This is a genomic window from Nonomuraea terrae, assembly GCF_004348995.1.
Taxonomy (GTDB): domain Bacteria; phylum Actinomycetota; class Actinomycetes; order Streptosporangiales; family Streptosporangiaceae; genus Nonomuraea; species Nonomuraea terrae.
The window spans coordinates 1-16,220 of record NZ_SMKQ01000208.1 but is presented as its reverse complement, the minus strand read 5'-3'; the positions used below and the strand labels follow the sequence as shown (position 1 = coordinate 16,220).

Annotated in this window: 16 protein-coding genes and 3 pseudogenes; 7 read left to right on the top strand and 12 right to left on the bottom strand. The window is 71.4% G+C overall.

What is annotated here, in order from left to right:
• Window positions 1–23: 23 nt before the first annotated feature.
• From E1286_RS38890 to E1286_RS51545, 4 genes are read right to left on the bottom strand one after another with little or no spacing between them, the layout of a single operon-like run.
• Window positions 24–557 carry a cupin domain-containing protein gene (locus E1286_RS38890; protein ID WP_132620970.1) on the bottom strand — a complete coding sequence of 178 codons (534 nt, stop codon included), beginning with the start codon at window positions 555–557 and terminating at the stop codon, window positions 24–26.
• Complete coding sequence (locus E1286_RS38885; RefSeq protein ID WP_132620968.1) at window positions 554–1,147, bottom strand: DsbA family oxidoreductase; 594 nt, start codon at window positions 1,145–1,147, stop codon at window positions 554–556. The genes E1286_RS38890 and E1286_RS38885 overlap by 4 nt, the downstream gene beginning before the upstream one ends.
• 1 nt (window position 1,148) lies before the next feature.
• A complete protein-coding gene (gene tal, locus E1286_RS38880; RefSeq protein ID WP_132620966.1) occupies window positions 1,149–2,264 on the bottom strand; it encodes a transaldolase in 1,116 nt (371 codons plus the stop codon).
• Window positions 2,261–2,386: a hypothetical protein gene (locus E1286_RS51545; protein ID WP_281282829.1), complete on the bottom strand. Its 126-nt coding sequence runs from the start codon at window positions 2,384–2,386 to the stop codon at window positions 2,261–2,263. The genes tal and E1286_RS51545 overlap by 4 nt, the downstream gene beginning before the upstream one ends.
• Window positions 2,387–2,524: 138 nt before the next feature.
• On the opposite strand from E1286_RS51545, the gene E1286_RS38875 reads away from it, so the two are divergent.
• On the top strand, window positions 2,525–3,142 hold the full coding sequence (locus E1286_RS38875) for a TetR/AcrR family transcriptional regulator (protein ID WP_132620964.1): 618 nt from the start codon (window positions 2,525–2,527) through the stop codon (window positions 3,140–3,142).
• Complete coding sequence (locus tag E1286_RS38870) at window positions 3,139–3,954, top strand: alpha/beta hydrolase (protein ID WP_132620962.1); 816 nt, start codon at window positions 3,139–3,141, stop codon at window positions 3,952–3,954. The genes E1286_RS38875 and E1286_RS38870 overlap by 4 nt, the downstream gene beginning before the upstream one ends.
• An 85-nt stretch (window positions 3,955–4,039) precedes the next feature.
• Here the strand turns inward: E1286_RS38870 and E1286_RS38865 are convergent, their stop codons facing one another.
• Window positions 4,040–5,320 carry an ABC transporter ATP-binding protein gene (locus E1286_RS38865; RefSeq protein ID WP_132620960.1) on the bottom strand — a complete coding sequence of 427 codons (1,281 nt, stop codon included), beginning with the start codon at window positions 5,318–5,320 and terminating at the stop codon, window positions 4,040–4,042.
• A gap of 371 nt (window positions 5,321–5,691) precedes the next feature.
• Here E1286_RS38865 and E1286_RS38860 point away from each other — a divergent pair, with 371 nt between their 5' ends.
• The 3 genes from E1286_RS38860 (at window position 5,692) to E1286_RS38845 (ending at window position 9,238) form a co-directional block, all read left to right on the top strand.
• The gene (locus E1286_RS38860) at window positions 5,692–6,717 is read left to right on the top strand and encodes a LacI family DNA-binding transcriptional regulator (RefSeq protein WP_132620958.1); all 1,026 of its coding nucleotides are present in this window, start codon (window positions 5,692–5,694) and stop codon (window positions 6,715–6,717) included.
• A 155-nt stretch (window positions 6,718–6,872) separates the two neighbouring features.
• A complete protein-coding gene (locus tag E1286_RS38855) occupies window positions 6,873–7,787 on the top strand; it encodes a sugar kinase (RefSeq protein WP_132620956.1) in 915 nt (304 codons plus the stop codon).
• Window positions 7,788–8,332: 545 nt separating this feature from the next.
• Window positions 8,333–9,238, top strand: a complete 906-nt coding sequence (locus E1286_RS38845; RefSeq protein ID WP_132620954.1) for a D-isomer specific 2-hydroxyacid dehydrogenase family protein — start codon at window positions 8,333–8,335, stop codon at window positions 9,236–9,238.
• A 36-nt stretch (window positions 9,239–9,274) separates the two neighbouring features.
• Here E1286_RS38845 and E1286_RS49600 read toward each other — a convergent pair whose 3' ends face one another.
• From E1286_RS49600 to E1286_RS38825, 4 genes and pseudogenes are all read right to left on the bottom strand, one after another.
• Window positions 9,275–10,084 carry a transposase gene (locus E1286_RS49600; protein WP_342776312.1) on the bottom strand — a complete coding sequence of 270 codons (810 nt, stop codon included), beginning with the start codon at window positions 10,082–10,084 and terminating at the stop codon, window positions 9,275–9,277.
• Between the two features lie 215 nt (window positions 10,085–10,299).
• Window positions 10,300–10,578: pseudogene (locus E1286_RS52245) on the bottom strand (transposase domain-containing protein); the annotation flags it as partial.
• Window positions 10,579–10,771: 193 nt separating this feature from the next.
• Window positions 10,772–10,982 (bottom strand): annotated as a pseudogene (locus E1286_RS38835) (IS5/IS1182 family transposase); the annotation flags it as partial.
• Between the two features lie 535 nt (window positions 10,983–11,517).
• Complete coding sequence (locus E1286_RS38825) at window positions 11,518–11,919, bottom strand: winged helix-turn-helix transcriptional regulator (RefSeq protein ID WP_223190831.1); 402 nt, start codon at window positions 11,917–11,919, stop codon at window positions 11,518–11,520.
• Window positions 11,920–12,024: 105 nt separating this feature from the next.
• On the opposite strand from E1286_RS38825, the gene E1286_RS38820 reads away from it, so the two are divergent.
• Both E1286_RS38820 and E1286_RS38815 read left to right on the top strand, forming a co-directional pair.
• Complete coding sequence (locus E1286_RS38820; protein WP_132620950.1) at window positions 12,025–12,750, top strand: DsbA family oxidoreductase; 726 nt, start codon at window positions 12,025–12,027, stop codon at window positions 12,748–12,750.
• A gap of 80 nt (window positions 12,751–12,830) precedes the next feature.
• A complete protein-coding gene (locus tag E1286_RS38815; RefSeq protein ID WP_132620948.1) occupies window positions 12,831–13,511 on the top strand; it encodes an SDR family NAD(P)-dependent oxidoreductase in 681 nt (226 codons plus the stop codon).
• Window positions 13,512–13,614: 103 nt separating this feature from the next.
• On the opposite strand, the pseudogene E1286_RS50835 reads toward E1286_RS38815, so the two are convergent.
• The 3 genes and pseudogenes from E1286_RS50835 to E1286_RS38805 all read right to left on the bottom strand — a co-directional run.
• A pseudogene (locus E1286_RS50835) lies at window positions 13,615–14,143 on the bottom strand (transposase); the annotation flags it as partial.
• Window positions 14,144–14,194: 51 nt separating this feature from the next.
• Window positions 14,195–15,007 (bottom strand): phosphotransferase enzyme family protein, encoded by an 813-nt coding sequence (locus E1286_RS38810; RefSeq protein ID WP_246075533.1) that lies wholly within the window; start codon window positions 15,005–15,007, stop codon window positions 14,195–14,197.
• Window positions 15,008–15,226: 219 nt separating this feature from the next.
• Window positions 15,227–16,220, bottom strand: a 994-nt coding sequence (locus tag E1286_RS38805; protein WP_223190830.1) for a DUF4352 domain-containing protein, incomplete at its 5' end; no start/stop codon positions are given.

Here is a 16,220-nt window from a genome sequence, read left to right as displayed (position 1 = left end):
CCGCTGGGCTCCCGCCCCCTGACTCAGCCCGTCACCGGGTGGGTCAGGCCGTAGCGGGCCACGACGTCGTCGAGCCAGTCAGGCGTGCCGGAGGTCAGGCCGTACCGCTCGGCGAGGCCGGCGAACTCCGGCGTCTCGCGCACGCTCAGGCCGGCCGGCGGCTCGACGGAGGCGAAGAGCTCGGCGAGCTCGCGGAAGTAGCCTTCGAAGCCGCCCGGCGTGATGACCTCGACGATGCGGCCGGGCGTCGTCCCGGCGTTCCACATGGCGTGCATCTGCCCGCGCGGCTTGGTGATGTAGCCGCCGGGCCCCAGGACGACCTCGGCGTCGTCGGACCGGAAGCCGATCTCGCCTTCGATCACGATCGAGTGCTCGTCCTCGCGGGTGTGGCGGTGCGGCATGGTGATCGAGCCCACGGAGAACGGATGCTCCACGATGGACACCACCCCGTGGGTGTCGTGGCTGCGCAGCTTGAAGACCACGCCGAACCCCGGAATGCCCGCCACGTCGCCGCCGCCGGGGGGCACCACCTTCAGCTCCATCTCGATCTCCTTCATGTGTGGAGTGCTCTGTCCGCGAGGCGTTCGAACTCCTCCGGAGGGAGCAGCCCCGAGACCAGCTCGCCCGCGATGAGCCAGCTCGGCGTGGCCCGTACGCCGTGCCGGGCGCCCAGCGACTCCGCCTCGGCGAGCGCCGCGAACCCGGCGCCGGAGTCGAGCCCGGCACGCAGACCGGCGACGTCGACGCCGGCCCGGGCAGCGTGCCGCTCGATCACCGCCGGGTCGCCGAGGTCCTCGCCGAGCACGAAGTGCGCCTCGAACAGCCGCCGGATGAAGCCGGCCGACGCCTGCGCCGTGTTCAGTCGTACCCACTCCGCGGCGGCCAGTGCCCTTCTGGTGTCGGGCAGCCGGGCCGGCCAGTTCAACGGCAGGCCGGCCGCGGCCGCCTCGCGTTCGAGCGCCGCGTACATCGGCCCCACCCGTGGTCCTGCCTCGATCCCGCCGGCCGGGATCTCGGGATGGATCTGGAACGCCAGATGCACGACGGCCAGGCCACGGCCTTCGAGGATGGCGTTCCGCTGCTGCGCCACGTAACAGAACGGGCAGATGACGTCGAACCAGTGCAGGACCGACGGACGCGGCTCCACGTCAGCCCTTCGCCTTCGCCAGCCGCGCGGCCACGGCGTCCAGCAGCGTCACCCACGACCGCTCGAACGCCGCGACGCCCTCGTCCTCCAGCACCCGGAACACCTCGTCCAGGTCGACGCCTACTGCCGTGAGCCGGTCGAAGACCTCACGCGCGTGCCGGGCCGTGCCGGTGATCGTGTCACCGGTGATGCGCCCGTGGTCGGCGACGGCGCGGAGCGTCTTCTCCGGCATCGTGCTGACCACGCCGGGGGCGACGAGCTCGTCGACGTAGCGGGTGTCGCGGTAGCCGGGGTCCTTCACGCTCGTGGACGCCCACAGCGGGCGCTGCGGCCGGGCTCCCGCTCCGGCCAGCGCCCGCCACCGGTCCCCGGCGAAGAGCTCCTGGTACACCGCGTACGCCAGGCGGGCGTTGGCGATCGCCGCCTGACCGCGCAGTGTCAGCGCCTCCTCGGTGCCGATCGCGTCCAGGCGCCGGTCCACCTCGGTGTCCATCCTGGAGACGAAGAACGACGCCACCGACGCGATGCCGGCGAGGTCGTGGCCGCCGGCCCGCGCCCGCTCCAGGCCGGTGAAGAAGGCGTCGACGACGGCCCGGTACCGCTCGGGTGAGAAGATCAGCGTCACGTTGACGCTGATGCCCTCGGCCAGCGCCGCGGTGATGGCCGGCAGGCCCTCCTCGGTCGCCGGGATCTTGACGAAGACGTTGGGCCTGGCCACCGTCTGCCACAGCTGCCGCGCCTCGGCCACCGTCCCCGCGGTGTCCCTGGCCAGCCGGGGGTCCACCTCGATCGACACCCGGCCGTCCACGCCGCCCGTCCGCTCGTGGACGGGACGGAACAGGTCGGCGGCGTCGCGCACGTCCGCCGTGGTCAGCTCGCGGACGGCGGCGCTCGCGCCGGCGCCGGCGGCGGCCGGCCCGCGCAGCCGGCCGTCGTAGGCCGCGCCGTTCGCGATGGCGCCTGCGAAGATCGTCGGGTTGGTCGTGACGCCGGTGACGTGCAGGTCTCGGATGAGACCGGCGAGGTCGCCCGACTCCAGCCGCTCCCGTGACAGGTCGTCGAGCCAGATGGAAACCCCGGCCGCGGCCAGGTCGGCGAGCCGGTCCGTACTGCTCACTGGTGCACCATCCTCTTGCCGGTAGCGGCCTCGACGGCCCGCTCGATCGCCGCGACGTCGAGCTCGGTCCAGCCCGCGGGCACGCTGCGCCGCGCCGCCTGGCCGGCTGACTCGGGATTCATCCGGGACTACCTCTCAGACTGAGATTTTCGTTACAGCTATGGAATGTAACGTAAGTCGCGAAGAGCTCCGGCGTCGCCCCGCCATTTGTGTTACAGTCACAGGCTGTAACGTATCGAACACCGCCGCGAGGGGATCCGATGGAACGAGAGCCGCAGGGCGAGCGGGCGCATCCAGGAGGCCGGCCCCGCGACGCGGCCATCGACGAGGCCATCATCCTGGCCACCCGCGAGCGGCTGGTCCGCGACGGCTACTCGCGGATGACCATCGGCGACATCGTCGCCGACGCCGGGGTGACCAGGCCCACGCTCTACCGCCGCTGGAAGAACAAGTTCGACCTGGTCGTCGACGCCCTCGACTACGGCTTCCGCAAACAGCGCGACATGTACACCGTCGACATGTCCGAGCTGGAGCCGCGCGAGGTGCTCGTCGAGGCCGTCCGCCGGCTCGACCCGGCCTACTTCAACCCCGACGCCATGGTGCTCATGGGCAACTTCGCCGGCGAGGCGATCCGCACCCCCGAGCTGATGGAGATCCTGCGCGAGCACGCCGTCGAGCCGCGCGTCTCGTTGATGGAAGAGGTGCTGAAGCAACTGCGCGAGCGTGGCGCGGTCCGCGACGGCATCGACACGCGCGTGATCGCGATGATGTGCTTCGGCGCCTACTTCGCCGCCTTCTACGCCGGCGAGCCGAAGAAGGAGATCCCCGAGCGCGTCGTCGCCGTGCTCTGGCCCGCCATCGCGGCCGGGCAGCCGTGACCTCCGTGACGGTCGAGCGCGACCTCGTCTACGCCACCGCCGGCGGCGCCGACCTCGCGCTTGACCTCTACCGCGCCCCGCAGCCAGGCGCGCCGCTGGTGCTGTACGCCCACGGCGGCGGCTGGCGGCACGGCGACAAGGCCGACGGCAGCGCCGAACGGCTCGCGCCGATGGCCGCGTACGGCGTGACGGTGGCGTCGGTGAACTACCGGCTGGCGCCCGGCGCCGTCTTCCCCGGCCCGCTGCACGACCTCAAGGGAGCCGTGCGCTGGCTGCGCGCCCACGGGCACCGCCTCGGCCTCGCGAGCGAGCGGATCGGCGTGTGGGGCGCGTCGGCCGGGGCCTACCTCGGCTCCCTGCTGGCCCTCACCCCCGGCGACGCCGAGCTGGAGGGCGACGTCGGCGGCAACCTGGGCCTTTCCAGCGGCGTGCAGGCCGCCGTCCACTGGTTCGGCCAGTCCGATCTGGTGGTGTCCGCCTCGCGCAGCGCGCTGGAGGCCCGCCTGCTGCCGTTCGCGTTCGAGGCCGACCTGCTCGGTGTGGCCGGCCCGGGCGACGTCGCCGGCCGGGCGCGGAGGTTGAGCCTGTTGTCGCGCGTCACCCCGCAGGCGCCGCCGTTCCTCATCGCGCACGGCGACCGCGACCGGGTGATCCCGCCCTCGGAGGGCGAGGCCCTGCACCACGCGCTCAGCCGGGCCGGGGTGAGCAGCCGGTTCGAGCTGCTGGGCGGCGCCGGCCACGAGGGAGCCGAGTTCGACCGGCCCGGCTCGCTCGCCGTGACGGCGGCGTGGCTGCGCGCCGTCCTGGGCTGACAGCGAGGTTCTCGGTGGCCGCTCGCCGTGCTGGGGTGGGGCCCGGCCTCAGTGGCTGCGCGTCGTGCTGGGCCGAGGCCCGGCCTCAGCGGCGCGGGGGGTCGATGCGGGTGCCGTCGGGTTTGAAGAGCATGACGCGGGAGAGGTCCACCGCGATCTTGGCGGCGTCGCCCGTACGCCAGACGGGCCGGCCACCCAGGCGGACCACCAGGTCCGCGCGGCGGTGGATGCCGCCGTTCGGGTGTTGTCCCACCCGCTCCTGCTCCTGGTGCTCCTCCCCGCGGCCGAACAGCCGCCGCGCGAGCCGCTGCAGCGTGCCCGGGCCGTCGTCCTCGCCGCCCACGCGGATGCGCGGATCCGGCGGCTCCGGCACCGGCACCGGCGGCATCCCGCACTCCACGTACGCCAGCCAGTCGTGCCCGTGGTACTCCAGCGCCCGCACCCGCCCGTAGAACGACGGCCCGTCGTACGATTCCGGCACCGGCGCCAGCCCGTCGGGCCGCATGCCGACCAGCACCTGACCGCCGGTGTGCTGCGAGAGCGCGTACGCCCGGGGGTCGCTCCACGGCATCGTCAGCCGGTGCGGCCCGAAGTCCAGCATCACGTACTGGTTCTGCGGCGTCCTGACGTCGGCGGCCAGCAGGTTCAGCTGCTGGGAGTTGAGGAAGGCCGCGACGAACGCGGTCGCCGGGTCGTTGTAGATCTGCGCCGGCGTGCCTACGTCCTGCAGCACCCCGCGGTTGAGTATCGCGATCCGGTCCGCCAGGGTCAGCGCCTCCACCTGGTCGTGCGTGACGTAGATGGTGGTGACGCCGAGCGACCTGACCAGGGCCGAGATCTCCATCCGAAGCTCGGTGCGCATGCCGGCGTCGAGGTTCGACAGCGGCTCGTCCATGAGGAACAGCCGGGGCTGGCGGACGATCGCCCGGCCCATCGCCACCCGCTGGCGCTGGCCGCCGGAGAGCGTGCCGGGCCGGCGGCCGAGCGTCTCCTCGATGTGCAGCGCCTTGGACAGCTCGGTGACGCGCTCGCGCACCAGCGCCGGGTCGGCCTTGGCGATCTCCAGCGGGAAGGAGATGTTTCCCCGCACGGTCCTGTGCGGGTAGAGGGCGCCGTTCTGGAACACCATGGCGACGTCGCGGTCGCGCGGCGCCAGGTGGTTGGCCACCTCGCCGTCCAGCCACAGATCGCCCGTGGTGATCTGCTCCAGGCCTGCGATCATCCGCAGCAGCGTGGACTTGCCGCATCCGGAGGGCCCGAGGAGGACCAGGAACTCGCCGTCTTTCGCCTGCAGGCTGAGCCGGTCGACGGCGAGGAAGCCGCCCGGATACACCTTGGTCACTTTGTCGAGTACGACCGAGCTCATGGGCCCACACCTTGCGCGCGTGTCAGCTGGGACAGGGCTGATTGAAGAGGTAGTACATCGCGGCTTAATAGTGAATGTCCACCCTTGACATAAAGAAAGTGATTCGGGGCTATTTCGGACTTCAATTTAGGGTCGCCCTTTCGCCGATTTATCGGGATTTATGCCTCATGCAAGAGCTTTCGTAGAGTTGCGGCAAGGCCTTTCACGGGCGAGACGTGCGCGGGAGGGCCATGACCGGCTTGTGGCGGAACGCCGCGCCGTCGGCCTCACCGCGGCGCCCTTCGGCTTCGGGCTGGACGGCGAGGTGCCGCTCGCCTCGGACGTCCCTGGAGCAGCCGATTCGGCTGCCTGGTGGAAAGTAAAGTGAGGGCATGAACGGTAACGCTCGCCTCGCCGACATCGCCGCCCAGGCCGGGGTGAGTGAGGCGACCGTCAGCAGGGTGCTCAACGGCAAACCCGGCGTCTCGGCCGCCACCCGCCAGGCCGTGATGACCGCCCTCGACCTCATGGGCTACGAACGCCCGCCCCGGCTGCGCCAGCGCAGCAACGGGCTGGTCGGCCTGGTGACGCCCGAGCTGGACAACCCGATCTTCCCCGCCTTCGCGCAGGCCATCGAGAAGGCGCTGACCCAGCACGGCTACACGCCCGTGCTCTGCACCCAGCTGCCCGGCGGCGCCCCCGAGGACGAGTTCACCGAACTGCTGGTCGACCGCGGCGTGTGCGGCATCGTGTTCGTCTCCGGCCTGCACGCCGACACCAGCGCCCGGATGGACCGCTACACCCGCCTCACCGACCGCGGCCTGCCGATCGTGCTGGTCGACGGCTACAACGAGCAGATCGACGCCCCGTTCATCTCGCCGGACGACCGCCTGGCCACCAGGCTGGCCGTGCAGCACCTCGTCGACCTCGGCCACGAGCGCATCGGCATCGCGCTGGGGCCGCGCAGGTTCGTCCCGGTGATCAGGAAGATCGAGGGGTACAAACAGGCCATGGCCCAGTTGCTCGGCGCGGCCGACGTCGACGACCTGATCTCCCACTCGCTGTTCTCGGTCGAGGGCGGGCAGGCGGCCGCCGCGCAGTTGCTGACCCGCGGCTGCACCGGCATTGTGTGCGCCAGCGACCTCATGGCCCTGGGCGCGATCCGCGCCTGCCGGGAGAAGGGGCTGTCGGTGCCGGGAGACGTGTCGGTCGTGGGGTTCGACGACTCGCCGCTGATCGCGTTCACCGACCCGCCGCTGACGACCGTGCGCAAGCCGATCGGCGCGATGGCCTCGGCCGCCGTGCAGACGCTGCTCGAAGAGGTCAACGGCGCGCCCGCCCGCCACGTCGAGCTGGTCTTCCAGCCCGAGCTGGTCGTCCGCGGCTCCACCGGGTCCGGGCCGCTGGTCAACCGGTGACCCGCCGACCCTCACCGGTAGATCCGGATAAGTCGCAACAAAAAACATTTAATAGTACGATCCGCCGCAGCCGGAGCTGATCCGGACGCGACGGGGCGGCCCGCCCGCGGCCCGGTTACGGCGCGGCGGGAGCGTACGAGCGAGGAGTGAGACCTGTGACCGTCGTCGTGTGCGGCGAGGCGATGCTGCTGATGCTGGCCGAGCCCGGAGTCCCGCTGGAGCGGGCGACCGCGTTCCGCCGCTCCATCGCCGGCGCGGAGAGCAACGTGGCCGCGGGCCTGGCCCGGCTGGGCCACGACGTGCGCTGGATCGGCCGGGTCGGTGCCGACCCCGCGGGCCGCTCCGTGCTCGCCATGCTGCGCGCCGACGGCATCGACACCCGTCACGCCGTCGTCGACCCCGGCGCGCCCACCGGTCTGCTGGTGCGCGACAGCCACCCTTCCCGTGCCATCGACGTGCAGTACTATCGCGCCGGCTCGGCCGCCTCCCGGCTGGCCCCCGAGGAACTGGCGCCGGAAATGGTGAGCGGCGCCCGGATCGTCCACGTCACCGGTATCACGCCGATGCTGTCCGACTCGGCCCACCAGGCCACGCTGCGCCTGTTCGACCTCGCCCGCGAGGCGGGCGCGCTCGTCTCGTTCGACCCGAACATCCGCCTCAAGCTCGGCTCACCCGAGCAGTGGCGCGAACGCGTCGCGCCGCTGCTCGGCCGGGCCGACATCGTGCTGGCGGGGCAGGACGAGCTGGAGCTGCTCGGCGTGGACCCGGCCCGGCTGGACGGGCTGGTCGTGGTCAAACACCGCGACAAGTCCGCCACCCTGGGTGAGGCGCGGCAGGAGGCGTTCCCCGTGACGCTGGTCGACCCGGTGGGCGCGGGCGACGCCTTCGCCGCCGGGTTCCTGTCGGGGCTGCTGCGCAAGGAGCCGTACGAGACGTGCCTGCGCGAGGCCGCGGCGGTGGCGGCGCTCGTCGTGCAGTGCGTCAGCGACACCGACGGGCTGCCCGACCGGGCCGGCCTCGACCGGGCACTGGCCTCGTTCACCGAGGCGGGGGAGACCGTCCACCGTTAGGCCGGCGCGGATCGGCGTCGCGGTCAGCTCACCGATCTTCTCGCCGTGGTGGGGCAGCGGAGGCGATCAGGTCGCCGCGGTAGGCGCGCCGGGTAGGGGCGGAGGCGCCGGCGTTGGCCGGATCGGGCGGTGGATCCGCCGGAAGGGTGTCGTGCCGCTGGTGCTCTCGCGCTCGGCAGTCAGGATGGCTGGACTTCGTCGAAGAGGGCGAGGGCTTCGGTGGGGTCCGGGCTCACGAGGCGTTCCAGACCGGCCGCCGTGATCTTCGCCCACCTGCCGGCCCGTGCCCACATCTGTTCCTCGAAGGCGCGGACGGCCTCGTCCGTCGGGCAGGTCCGGCCGCCAGAACCGCGGGTCGCCCCCGATCGGCGAAGCGGGGCGCGAACCGGTGGCCGAGCATGGAGAAGATCCCGAACACCATGGCGCTGGGTGGCCTGGCCGGTCGTGACCACCTCGGGTTTCGGGGCCCGGCGGCCGCGCGTCGACAGCGTCCGGACATCCGGCAGACTGAGCAGCGAACCGCCGCGAGACCCTGAGGAGACCCCATGACCGTCGCCGTCCACGTCGGCCCTGAGCCCGTTCCCGCGCTCGTCGAGGCCGTACGCCGAGGGGGTGGCCAAGTCGTGCCGCTGGAGGAGGCGGAGGCGATCGTCTACTTCGGCGGCGGCGATCCGCAGACGCTCCGCTCCATGCTGCACGAGGGCATCAGCTGGGTGCAGCTGCCGAGCGCGGGCGTCGAACGATGGGTGGACGCCGGCGTCGTCACCCGCCACCCCGTCTTCACCGCCGCCACCGGCGCGTACGCCCCCCAGATCGCCGAGCACGCGCTGGCCCTGATGCTGGCCGCCGCGCGCGACCTGCACCGGCACGCCCGTGCCACGACGTGGGGCGCCAACACCTCCGTGGAGCTGTCCGGCTCGACGGTCGCGATCGTCGGCTGCGGTGGCATCGGGCGCAGGCTGATCCGGCTGCTGGAGCCGTTCGGCTGCACGATCGTCGCGGTCACCGACAGCGGCGCGGTCCCCGGCGCCGCCCGGGTCCTGCCGCGCGCCCGCTACCGCGACGCGCTGCCCGACGCCCACTACGTCGTCATCGCCGCGCCGGCCACGCCGGACACCAGGGGCATGTTCGGGGCGCGCGAGTTCGCCCTCATGCGCGAGGACGCCTGGCTGGTGAACATCGCCAGAGGCGGCCTCGTCGTCACCGCCGACCTGGTGGACGCGCTGCGCGCCGGCCGCATCGGCGGGGCGGCCCTCGACGTCACCGACCCCGAGCCGCTGCCCGACGGCCACCCGCTGTGGGAGCTGGAGAACGCCCTCATCACCCCGCACAGCGCGAACCCGCACGCCGCCTACTGGCGCCGCCTCGCCGAACGGGTCACCGCGAACGTACGGAACTTCGCCGCCGGCGAGCCCCTCGACGGCGTGGTCTCCCCGGAGCAGGGCTTCTAGAGGCAACGCCGTTCAGTTAAGGCCGGGGCATCGGTGTCAAGGGCTGCTGATCATGTTGATGCTGATGGTGGCTTTGTAGGTGGTCCGGTCGATGGCGGGTCCGCGGGCGTTGTATTTGGAGATCGCGCGTTTGACGATGCGGTCTTTGGTACGGACTCGCCGGGCGGGAAGGAGGTGGGCCAGCACGTGACGGCCGATGGTGCCGACCAGATCGATGTCGGTGCCGGTGATGACGCCGGCGGCCAGGATGAGCTGGTCACGGGCGGCGGCCAGGGCGGTGGTGAAGCCGGCCCGGTCCGGGTCGGTGCCCGGGACGCTGTCGGTGGCGTCGGTCATCGCGGTCCGCAGGACCTGGTAGGCGGTCAGCAGGGCCCAGACCTCCTGCTCGATGCCATCAGGGGTGCGCGAGCGCAGGACGTTCCCGTCCAGGATCGTGGACTTCAGCTCCGCGTAGGCGGTCTCGATCTCCCAGCGCTCGTGGTAGAGCCGGATGAGATCCGCCGCCGGGTGGGCGGTGGCGTCGGTGAGGGTGGTCAGCAGCCGGTAGCGGCCGGTCCGGGTGCCCGCCGCGGTGCGGATGGTGATCTCGGCGTCGATGACGCGGACGGTCAGCGCGCCGAGCCGGGCCAGGGTGGAGCCGTCCCGGCAGCGGGCCACGGCGGGCAGGTTCCGGCCGGACTTGCAGCGCACCAGCAGGTCGGCGCCGGTGGCGGCCAGCTGGTTGAGCAGGTCGGTGGCGGCGAAGTTGCGGTCGGCCAGCAGGAGCATCCCGGTTTGTAGATGCGCGGCCAGGCGGCGGGCGTAGTCCAGCTCACCGATCGTGGCGGGGCCGAACACGGCCCCGATGACCGACGGGTGCCGCAGGCCAGCAGCGCGGTCAGACGTAGTTGCGGGTATCCCGAGATCCCGTTACCGAGCCGCTGGCGGGTGAAGACCGTAAGGTTGGCCGGACAGTCCGGGACCGGCAGCAGGGTGCCATCGACGGCGACCACCCGCAGGCCTCGCCACCACCCTGCGGCAGCGGTCGTCACCGCGGGGCCGCTGATCAGGTCGAACAGCGCCTTCATCGGTGCTGCTCCCAGCCGCTGGCGGGCTTGGCGAAGAGCGCTGCCGCTGGGCCGTACCGGCGCCAGGCCCGCCAATCCCGCGCATAACCGGTCGAACACCTGCCGATACCCCAGGCCGGTGAACAACGCCGCGGCCAGCAGCAGGTACACCGTGACCCGCGCCGGGACCAGCCGGACCCTGCGCTGCCGCGCATGCGTCTGCGCCAGCACCTCATCGACCATCTCGAACGGGATGATCCGGGTCAGTTCGCCCAGGTGCCCCGGCGCGAACACCCCCGCGGGTACCCTGGCCGTTCGTTCTATGGCAACCTGTTCCAACAGCGGAGCTCCTGTGGTGAGGATGTCTTGGAGTGACAGACCTCTTCTACAGCGGCTCCGCTGCTTTGTTCACCGGTCTTGACGAACAGCCCTTTCCCCTTAACTGAACGGCGTTGCTTCTAGAGGGCCTGTACGGAGTTCGGATCTTGATGCAGCGTTCCGCCGTGTTGCGCTCCTTGTAGATCGAGATCGTGACTGACCGGGCGGCCACCATGGGAACCGCGCCTCTTGCGGTGGGCCGCCTGGTCGGCCTTCTCCGGGATGACCGCCTCGATACCGCGCCGGCGCAGGTAGGCGCGGTTGCCACGAGAGGAGTACGCCTTGTCGGCGGCCACCGCGCCCGGACGAGTGCGCGGCCGGATCATCGCCATCGCGACCGTGATTGCCCCGGCCCGGCTCGCGTCGATGAACCTGCCGGATCCGGGGTGAGTCACTGCCGAGCATGAGATTGCCGCAATGCCAGCTACTCGGCCTGCAACCATGCGAAGCGGGGCATGACGAGCATCCGAGCGAAGAGTCCCGTTAGCGGGTGCCCTCGGCCAACTGTTTGATCTTCCGCTCGTCCTGTTCGCTGCGGGGTCGGGCCGGACATTCAACACCCAGAAGCCTACGCCAGCCGGATCGCCTTGTACTTGTCGTACTGCCTGGGGCACGGCGTGGACTGGTCGAGCCCGAGCCTGCCGCAACTGATGGCGATGATGCGCTGGCTGGTGGACGAGCCGATGCCGGCGCGCGCAGGCCGGGGGCGAAGGAGCGGTGTCGCAGCGAGGGCACCGCGAACGCGATCACGGGGACGGTCGGGGAGTTCCTGTCGTTCCCTGTCAAGTCTGCGTGTTGACCTTCTTGCGGCTGTCTCGCTCAAGCCGCCGTCGCGTGCCCGAAACGGGTCGGGCATCAGGGCCTGGTGGCGGTGTGGGCCCGGTGTTCGCGAATCTGGCCGTAGTGGTCGGCGACCCAGGTGATCAAAGACGTGACGATGTGGTGGAGGCTGTGGCCCAGGGGGGTGAGGGCGTACTCCACACGCGGCGGCACCTCCGCGTAGGCGGTCCGGGTCACCAAGCCGTCCTGCTGGAGCTGGCGCACGGTAAGGGTGAGCATCCGCTGTGAGATGCCGGGGACGTCGCGCTGCAGGTCGGTGTAGCGCAGCGGGCCGGCCTCAAGTGCGGCGATCACCAGCAGGCTCCACTTATCCCCGACGCGGTCCAGTACCTGGCGGATGAAGTCCATCTGCTCGGCGGGGATGCCGGCGCACGGTCCTCGGTCTGCTGCGGCACCTGACCGGGCTGCGACGTCCATGGCGCACATTCCCTTCCGGCACGCACATCGATGTGCCTTTTGTACGGCCTTCCATACTGGTCCATCATGGCGCTACGCACAAAAAGTAGGAATTGGGGGTGCGCCATGAGAGTCGAGATATGGTCCGAGATCGCCAGCCCCTGGTGCGGCCTGGGCAGCCACCGCCTGGACCGCGCCGTGGAGCGCTTCGAGCACGGCGCCGAGGTGGAAGTGATCCATCGCTCGTTCCCGCTGAGCGACGGTTTCACCGTCGGCAGCACGATCAGCGTCCGCGAGGCCCTGTTGCGAAGGTACGGCCTGGCCGGCGCCCGCCTGGAGGCGTCGACCCGCCAGATCGAGGCGATGGCCGAGCAGGAGGGCCTGAGCCCCTACCGGGTGCTGGACAATCAGGTCGGCAACACCCGGCTCGCCCACGAGTTCCTCGCCCACGCCTCGGCGGAGGGCAAGAACCGCGTCGCGTGGAACGCGATCTTCCGGGCCTGCTTCGGCCAGGCTCGGCCCGTCTTCGACCTCGACGATCTCCTCGGCCTGGCCGACGAGATCGGCCTGGAGCGCGAGAAGACCCGGCGCGTGCTCACCGAGGGCCGCTTCGGGCAGCAGGTCCAGGACGACATGGAGACGGCGCAGCGTCTCGGGGCCACCGGCATGCCGTACATCGTGGTCGACGGCCGATACGCCCTTCCCGGAGCACAGGACACCGACAGCCTGCTCGGCATCCTGCGCCAGGTCTGGGACGAGACCCACCCAACCGTCCTCGTTGCCGACAACGACGCGGCGATCTGCGGCCCGGACGGCTGCGCGGTTCCCGCCGACCACGTCGCCCACGCCTGATCCGGACACCTGATCCACACGCCAGCCGGGCGTCCGATCTCCGCATGTCCCGGCGGTCACCACACGAAAGAGATCTCACTGTGCCCACTCTCGCCATCGTCGGCGCCGGCCCCGGCATGGGCCTGGCCATCGCCCGCACCTTCGGCAGCCGCGGCTTCGACGTCGCCCTGATCGCCCGTACCAAGGAGAAGCTGGAAACGCTGGTCGCCAAGCTCGGCAAGGAAGGCATCACGGCCGCCGCGTTCCCCGCCGACATCCTCGACCGCGCCTCACTGACCGATGCACTGGACGCGGCCAAGGCCCGCTTCGGCGGCATCGACGTACTGGAGTACTCGCCGGCCCCGCACTCCCCGGTGCCCGGCCTCACCCTGGCCGCTCCCTCGGAGGTCACGGTGGACAATCTGCAGCCGATGATCGAGTACGCCTTCTACGGCGCCATCACGGCGGCCCTGACGGTGCTGCCCGCGATGCGCGAGGCGGACGCCGGGACCCTGCTGTTCACCACCGGCGGCGGTTCCGTGGACCCGGTGCCGATGTTCGGCAACGTCAACCCGGCCCAAGCAGCTCTGCGCAACTGGGTGATCAACCTGAACAAGGAACTGGCCGGCAGCGGCGTGCACGCCGCCCACGTGGTGATCAACGTCTGGATCGGCGGGGGCGGCCCGGAAGGCAGCCCGACGGCCACGCCTGAGCAGATCGCGCCCCTGTACTGGGACCTGCACGAAAACCGCGACCGCTCCGAGGCCGTCTACAACGCCTGACCGGCCGGCCCGGCCCGCTCCCGGGAGGGGTCATGCGCCCGCAGGCAGTCCGGCAGGGGAACACCAGCCTGCTCACCCAGCTGATCGCCGTGTACGAACTTCGGATGCACCGTTCTGCGGCATTGCGCTGCTTGTAGAGAACCGGGTCATGGCTGACCGGACGGCCACCGTGCGAGCCGCGTTCCTTGCGGTCGGCCGCCTGATCGGCCTTTTCGGGGATGACAGCTTTGATCCGGCGGCGCCGCGGACAGGTGCGGTCACCGCGAGAGGAGCAGGCCTTGTCGGCGGCCACCGCGCCTGGTCGGGTGCGTGGACGTCCGACGGGCAAGCGGACCGTGATCCGGGACAACACGGCGCGGAACTGTCGGGTTGTCGCCGGCTTGGCCTGGAGTGAGGACGAAGGACAGCGGGCGGCAGCGCCGGTCGGCGGACAGGTGGACCTTGATGGTCAGCCCACCCCGTCCTGAGGGTTTTGTCCCGTTGGCGCAGCCCCTTTTCCTGTTCGCAGGCCTCCTGAAGCGCCGTGAGGAGTTCGCCGTTCAAGGCCATTCCGGGGCGTGGTGGTGGGCGCGAGCCGTGGTGGAGTCGACACTGACCAAGTCCAGATCGGCCTGCCCGCGAGCGGCGGCCTCGTGCGCGATCGGCCTGCCGGAGCAGCCGGCTACGACCTCGAAGGCCCGCGATCAGCCAGGGGTGTCCAGCCCGTTGCGATCGAGCGCTGCTCGGATCTGGCTGAGCCACTCCGTGCCCAGCCGGCGCCCGTTCGGGAGCTGGTCGCCTCGATCCCAGCGCCACGTCGTGATCACCGCCAGCACGAGGATCCGGCACTCGCGCAGCAAGGCCTGATCGACACCGGGATAGTGCTCGCTGACTTCTTCGGGCGCGTGGGCGAGGTCGAATGCGACAGGCCCACGGCAACACGTCTCGAAATCTATGAACAGCAGCCCGTTCCTCGTGGTGAGCACGTTGCCCGGGTGCGGCTCGCCGTGCAGCAGCTGCTCGGCGCCGCCGCGCTCGCCGATCGCTCGTCTCAGGCTCCGTAACGTGTCGCCGAGCAGCTCCCGGTCCGCGTCGGCGAGCGCCGGAGTGTGATCGCGGCTCGCCACGAGGTGTTGGGCCTGCTCGACCCGATCCGTGAAGTGCGGCACCGGGACATCCAGCTCGCGCATGCCGGCATGCAGCCGCTCGAGCGCGTTGGCGTAGTCGGCCGGCGAGACCTCTCGAGGCGTCACGGGTTCGTAGTAGGTCCACAGCGTGACCACGAAGCCGTCACGCTCATAGACGCGTGGCTCCACCCGGGGCTCGAGAGCAGCCACAGGGCACCCGGACTCGGCGAGCCGCTGAGCAAGCTCGATCTCGAACTGTGCGACCTGATGCGCCACAGGCGCCACCCTGGCCAGGACGTCACAAGGCAGCAGACGCAGGGTGAGCTTGTTCGAGTCATGAAGAACGATCGCGTCGTCGGCTGCCAGGCCAAGTGACGAGGCGGTCGACATGGCCGCAACCACCGCACGCCGGACATCTGACGCCCGCATCGTCGCCTTGCCCCTCTCCCTTGAGCGCTGCCGTACTCTCCAAGCAGTGCGACCCGGGCACCCTACCAAGGTGTCGGCAGAGACCCGCGGTGAGGCGGGGCGCGACCGAACCGGAGACCTGCCCTCTTCGGCTGCTCAGCCGACAACCGTCGAACAACGCGAAGATTCCGGTCGCAGGCGCTAGGGCTTCTCGTCCAGGTTGACGAGGGCGCCGGCGCTCAGGCCCGAGTCGTGCACCTCGAGCCCGATCGGCGCGACATTCTTCGGCAGTTCGAACACCAGCGCGCCCGTGAACGCCCCGCCCGCCTCGATGCGGATCGGCGTGATCTCCTTGCCGCCCTTGTCGATCAGCTGGATGCCGCCGTGCGCCTTCTCGTCCTCGTCGATCAGCTTCTGCTGCCCGGGGTAGAGGACGCGGGCCTCGTGGCCGACGTTGTTCACGCGCACGCCTACCCGGCACGTGCGCTTCACCGCCGCCCGCGCCGGCTTGGGGCACTTCGTGCTGGTGACCGCGAAGCGCAGCTTGCCGTCCTGGACGGGCCCGTCCGCGCCGGCGGCCGGCGAGCGGAACAGCCACGTGAGCATGGCCACCAGCGCCACCAGCACCACGACCAGGACCAGCAGCGCGGTCAGGCACCCCGTGCGGAGCCCCTGCCGGCGCCGGGGCGGGAAGCCGGGCAGCGGCCCCCGACCGGTGGTGCCGCGGGGCGGCCGGCCAGGCTGGTGGTGATGCGGCAGCTGAGCGGTCTTACGCGGCAACGGCACCTGCCCGACCGCGGGCATGGGCCCGGTGCGGTCCGGATGCGCGCCGTGCCCGACGGCCGGCACGGGCCCGGTCCGCTCGGCGGGCGGCGGCTGGTGCATCCCACGCGCCGCCCCGGCGGTGGGGCCGGTACGTTCGGCCGGCGGCTGGTGCGGCATCCGCGCCGTGCCGGGCGTGGGGCCGGTGCGCTCCGCGGGCGGGGACATATGCGCCCCGCGCGGCCCTCCGGCCCCAGACCCGATGCGCTCGCCGGGCGAGGGCTGATGCCCGCCACGGGTGGCGCCGCCGGTGGGCCCGGTGCGTTCGGCGGGCGGTGGCTGGTGAAACCCGCGCGCCGAGCCGGTGCGTTCAGCGGGTGAGGGCTGGTGCCCGCCACGGGTGGCGCCGCCGGTGGGGCCGGTGCGTTCGGCG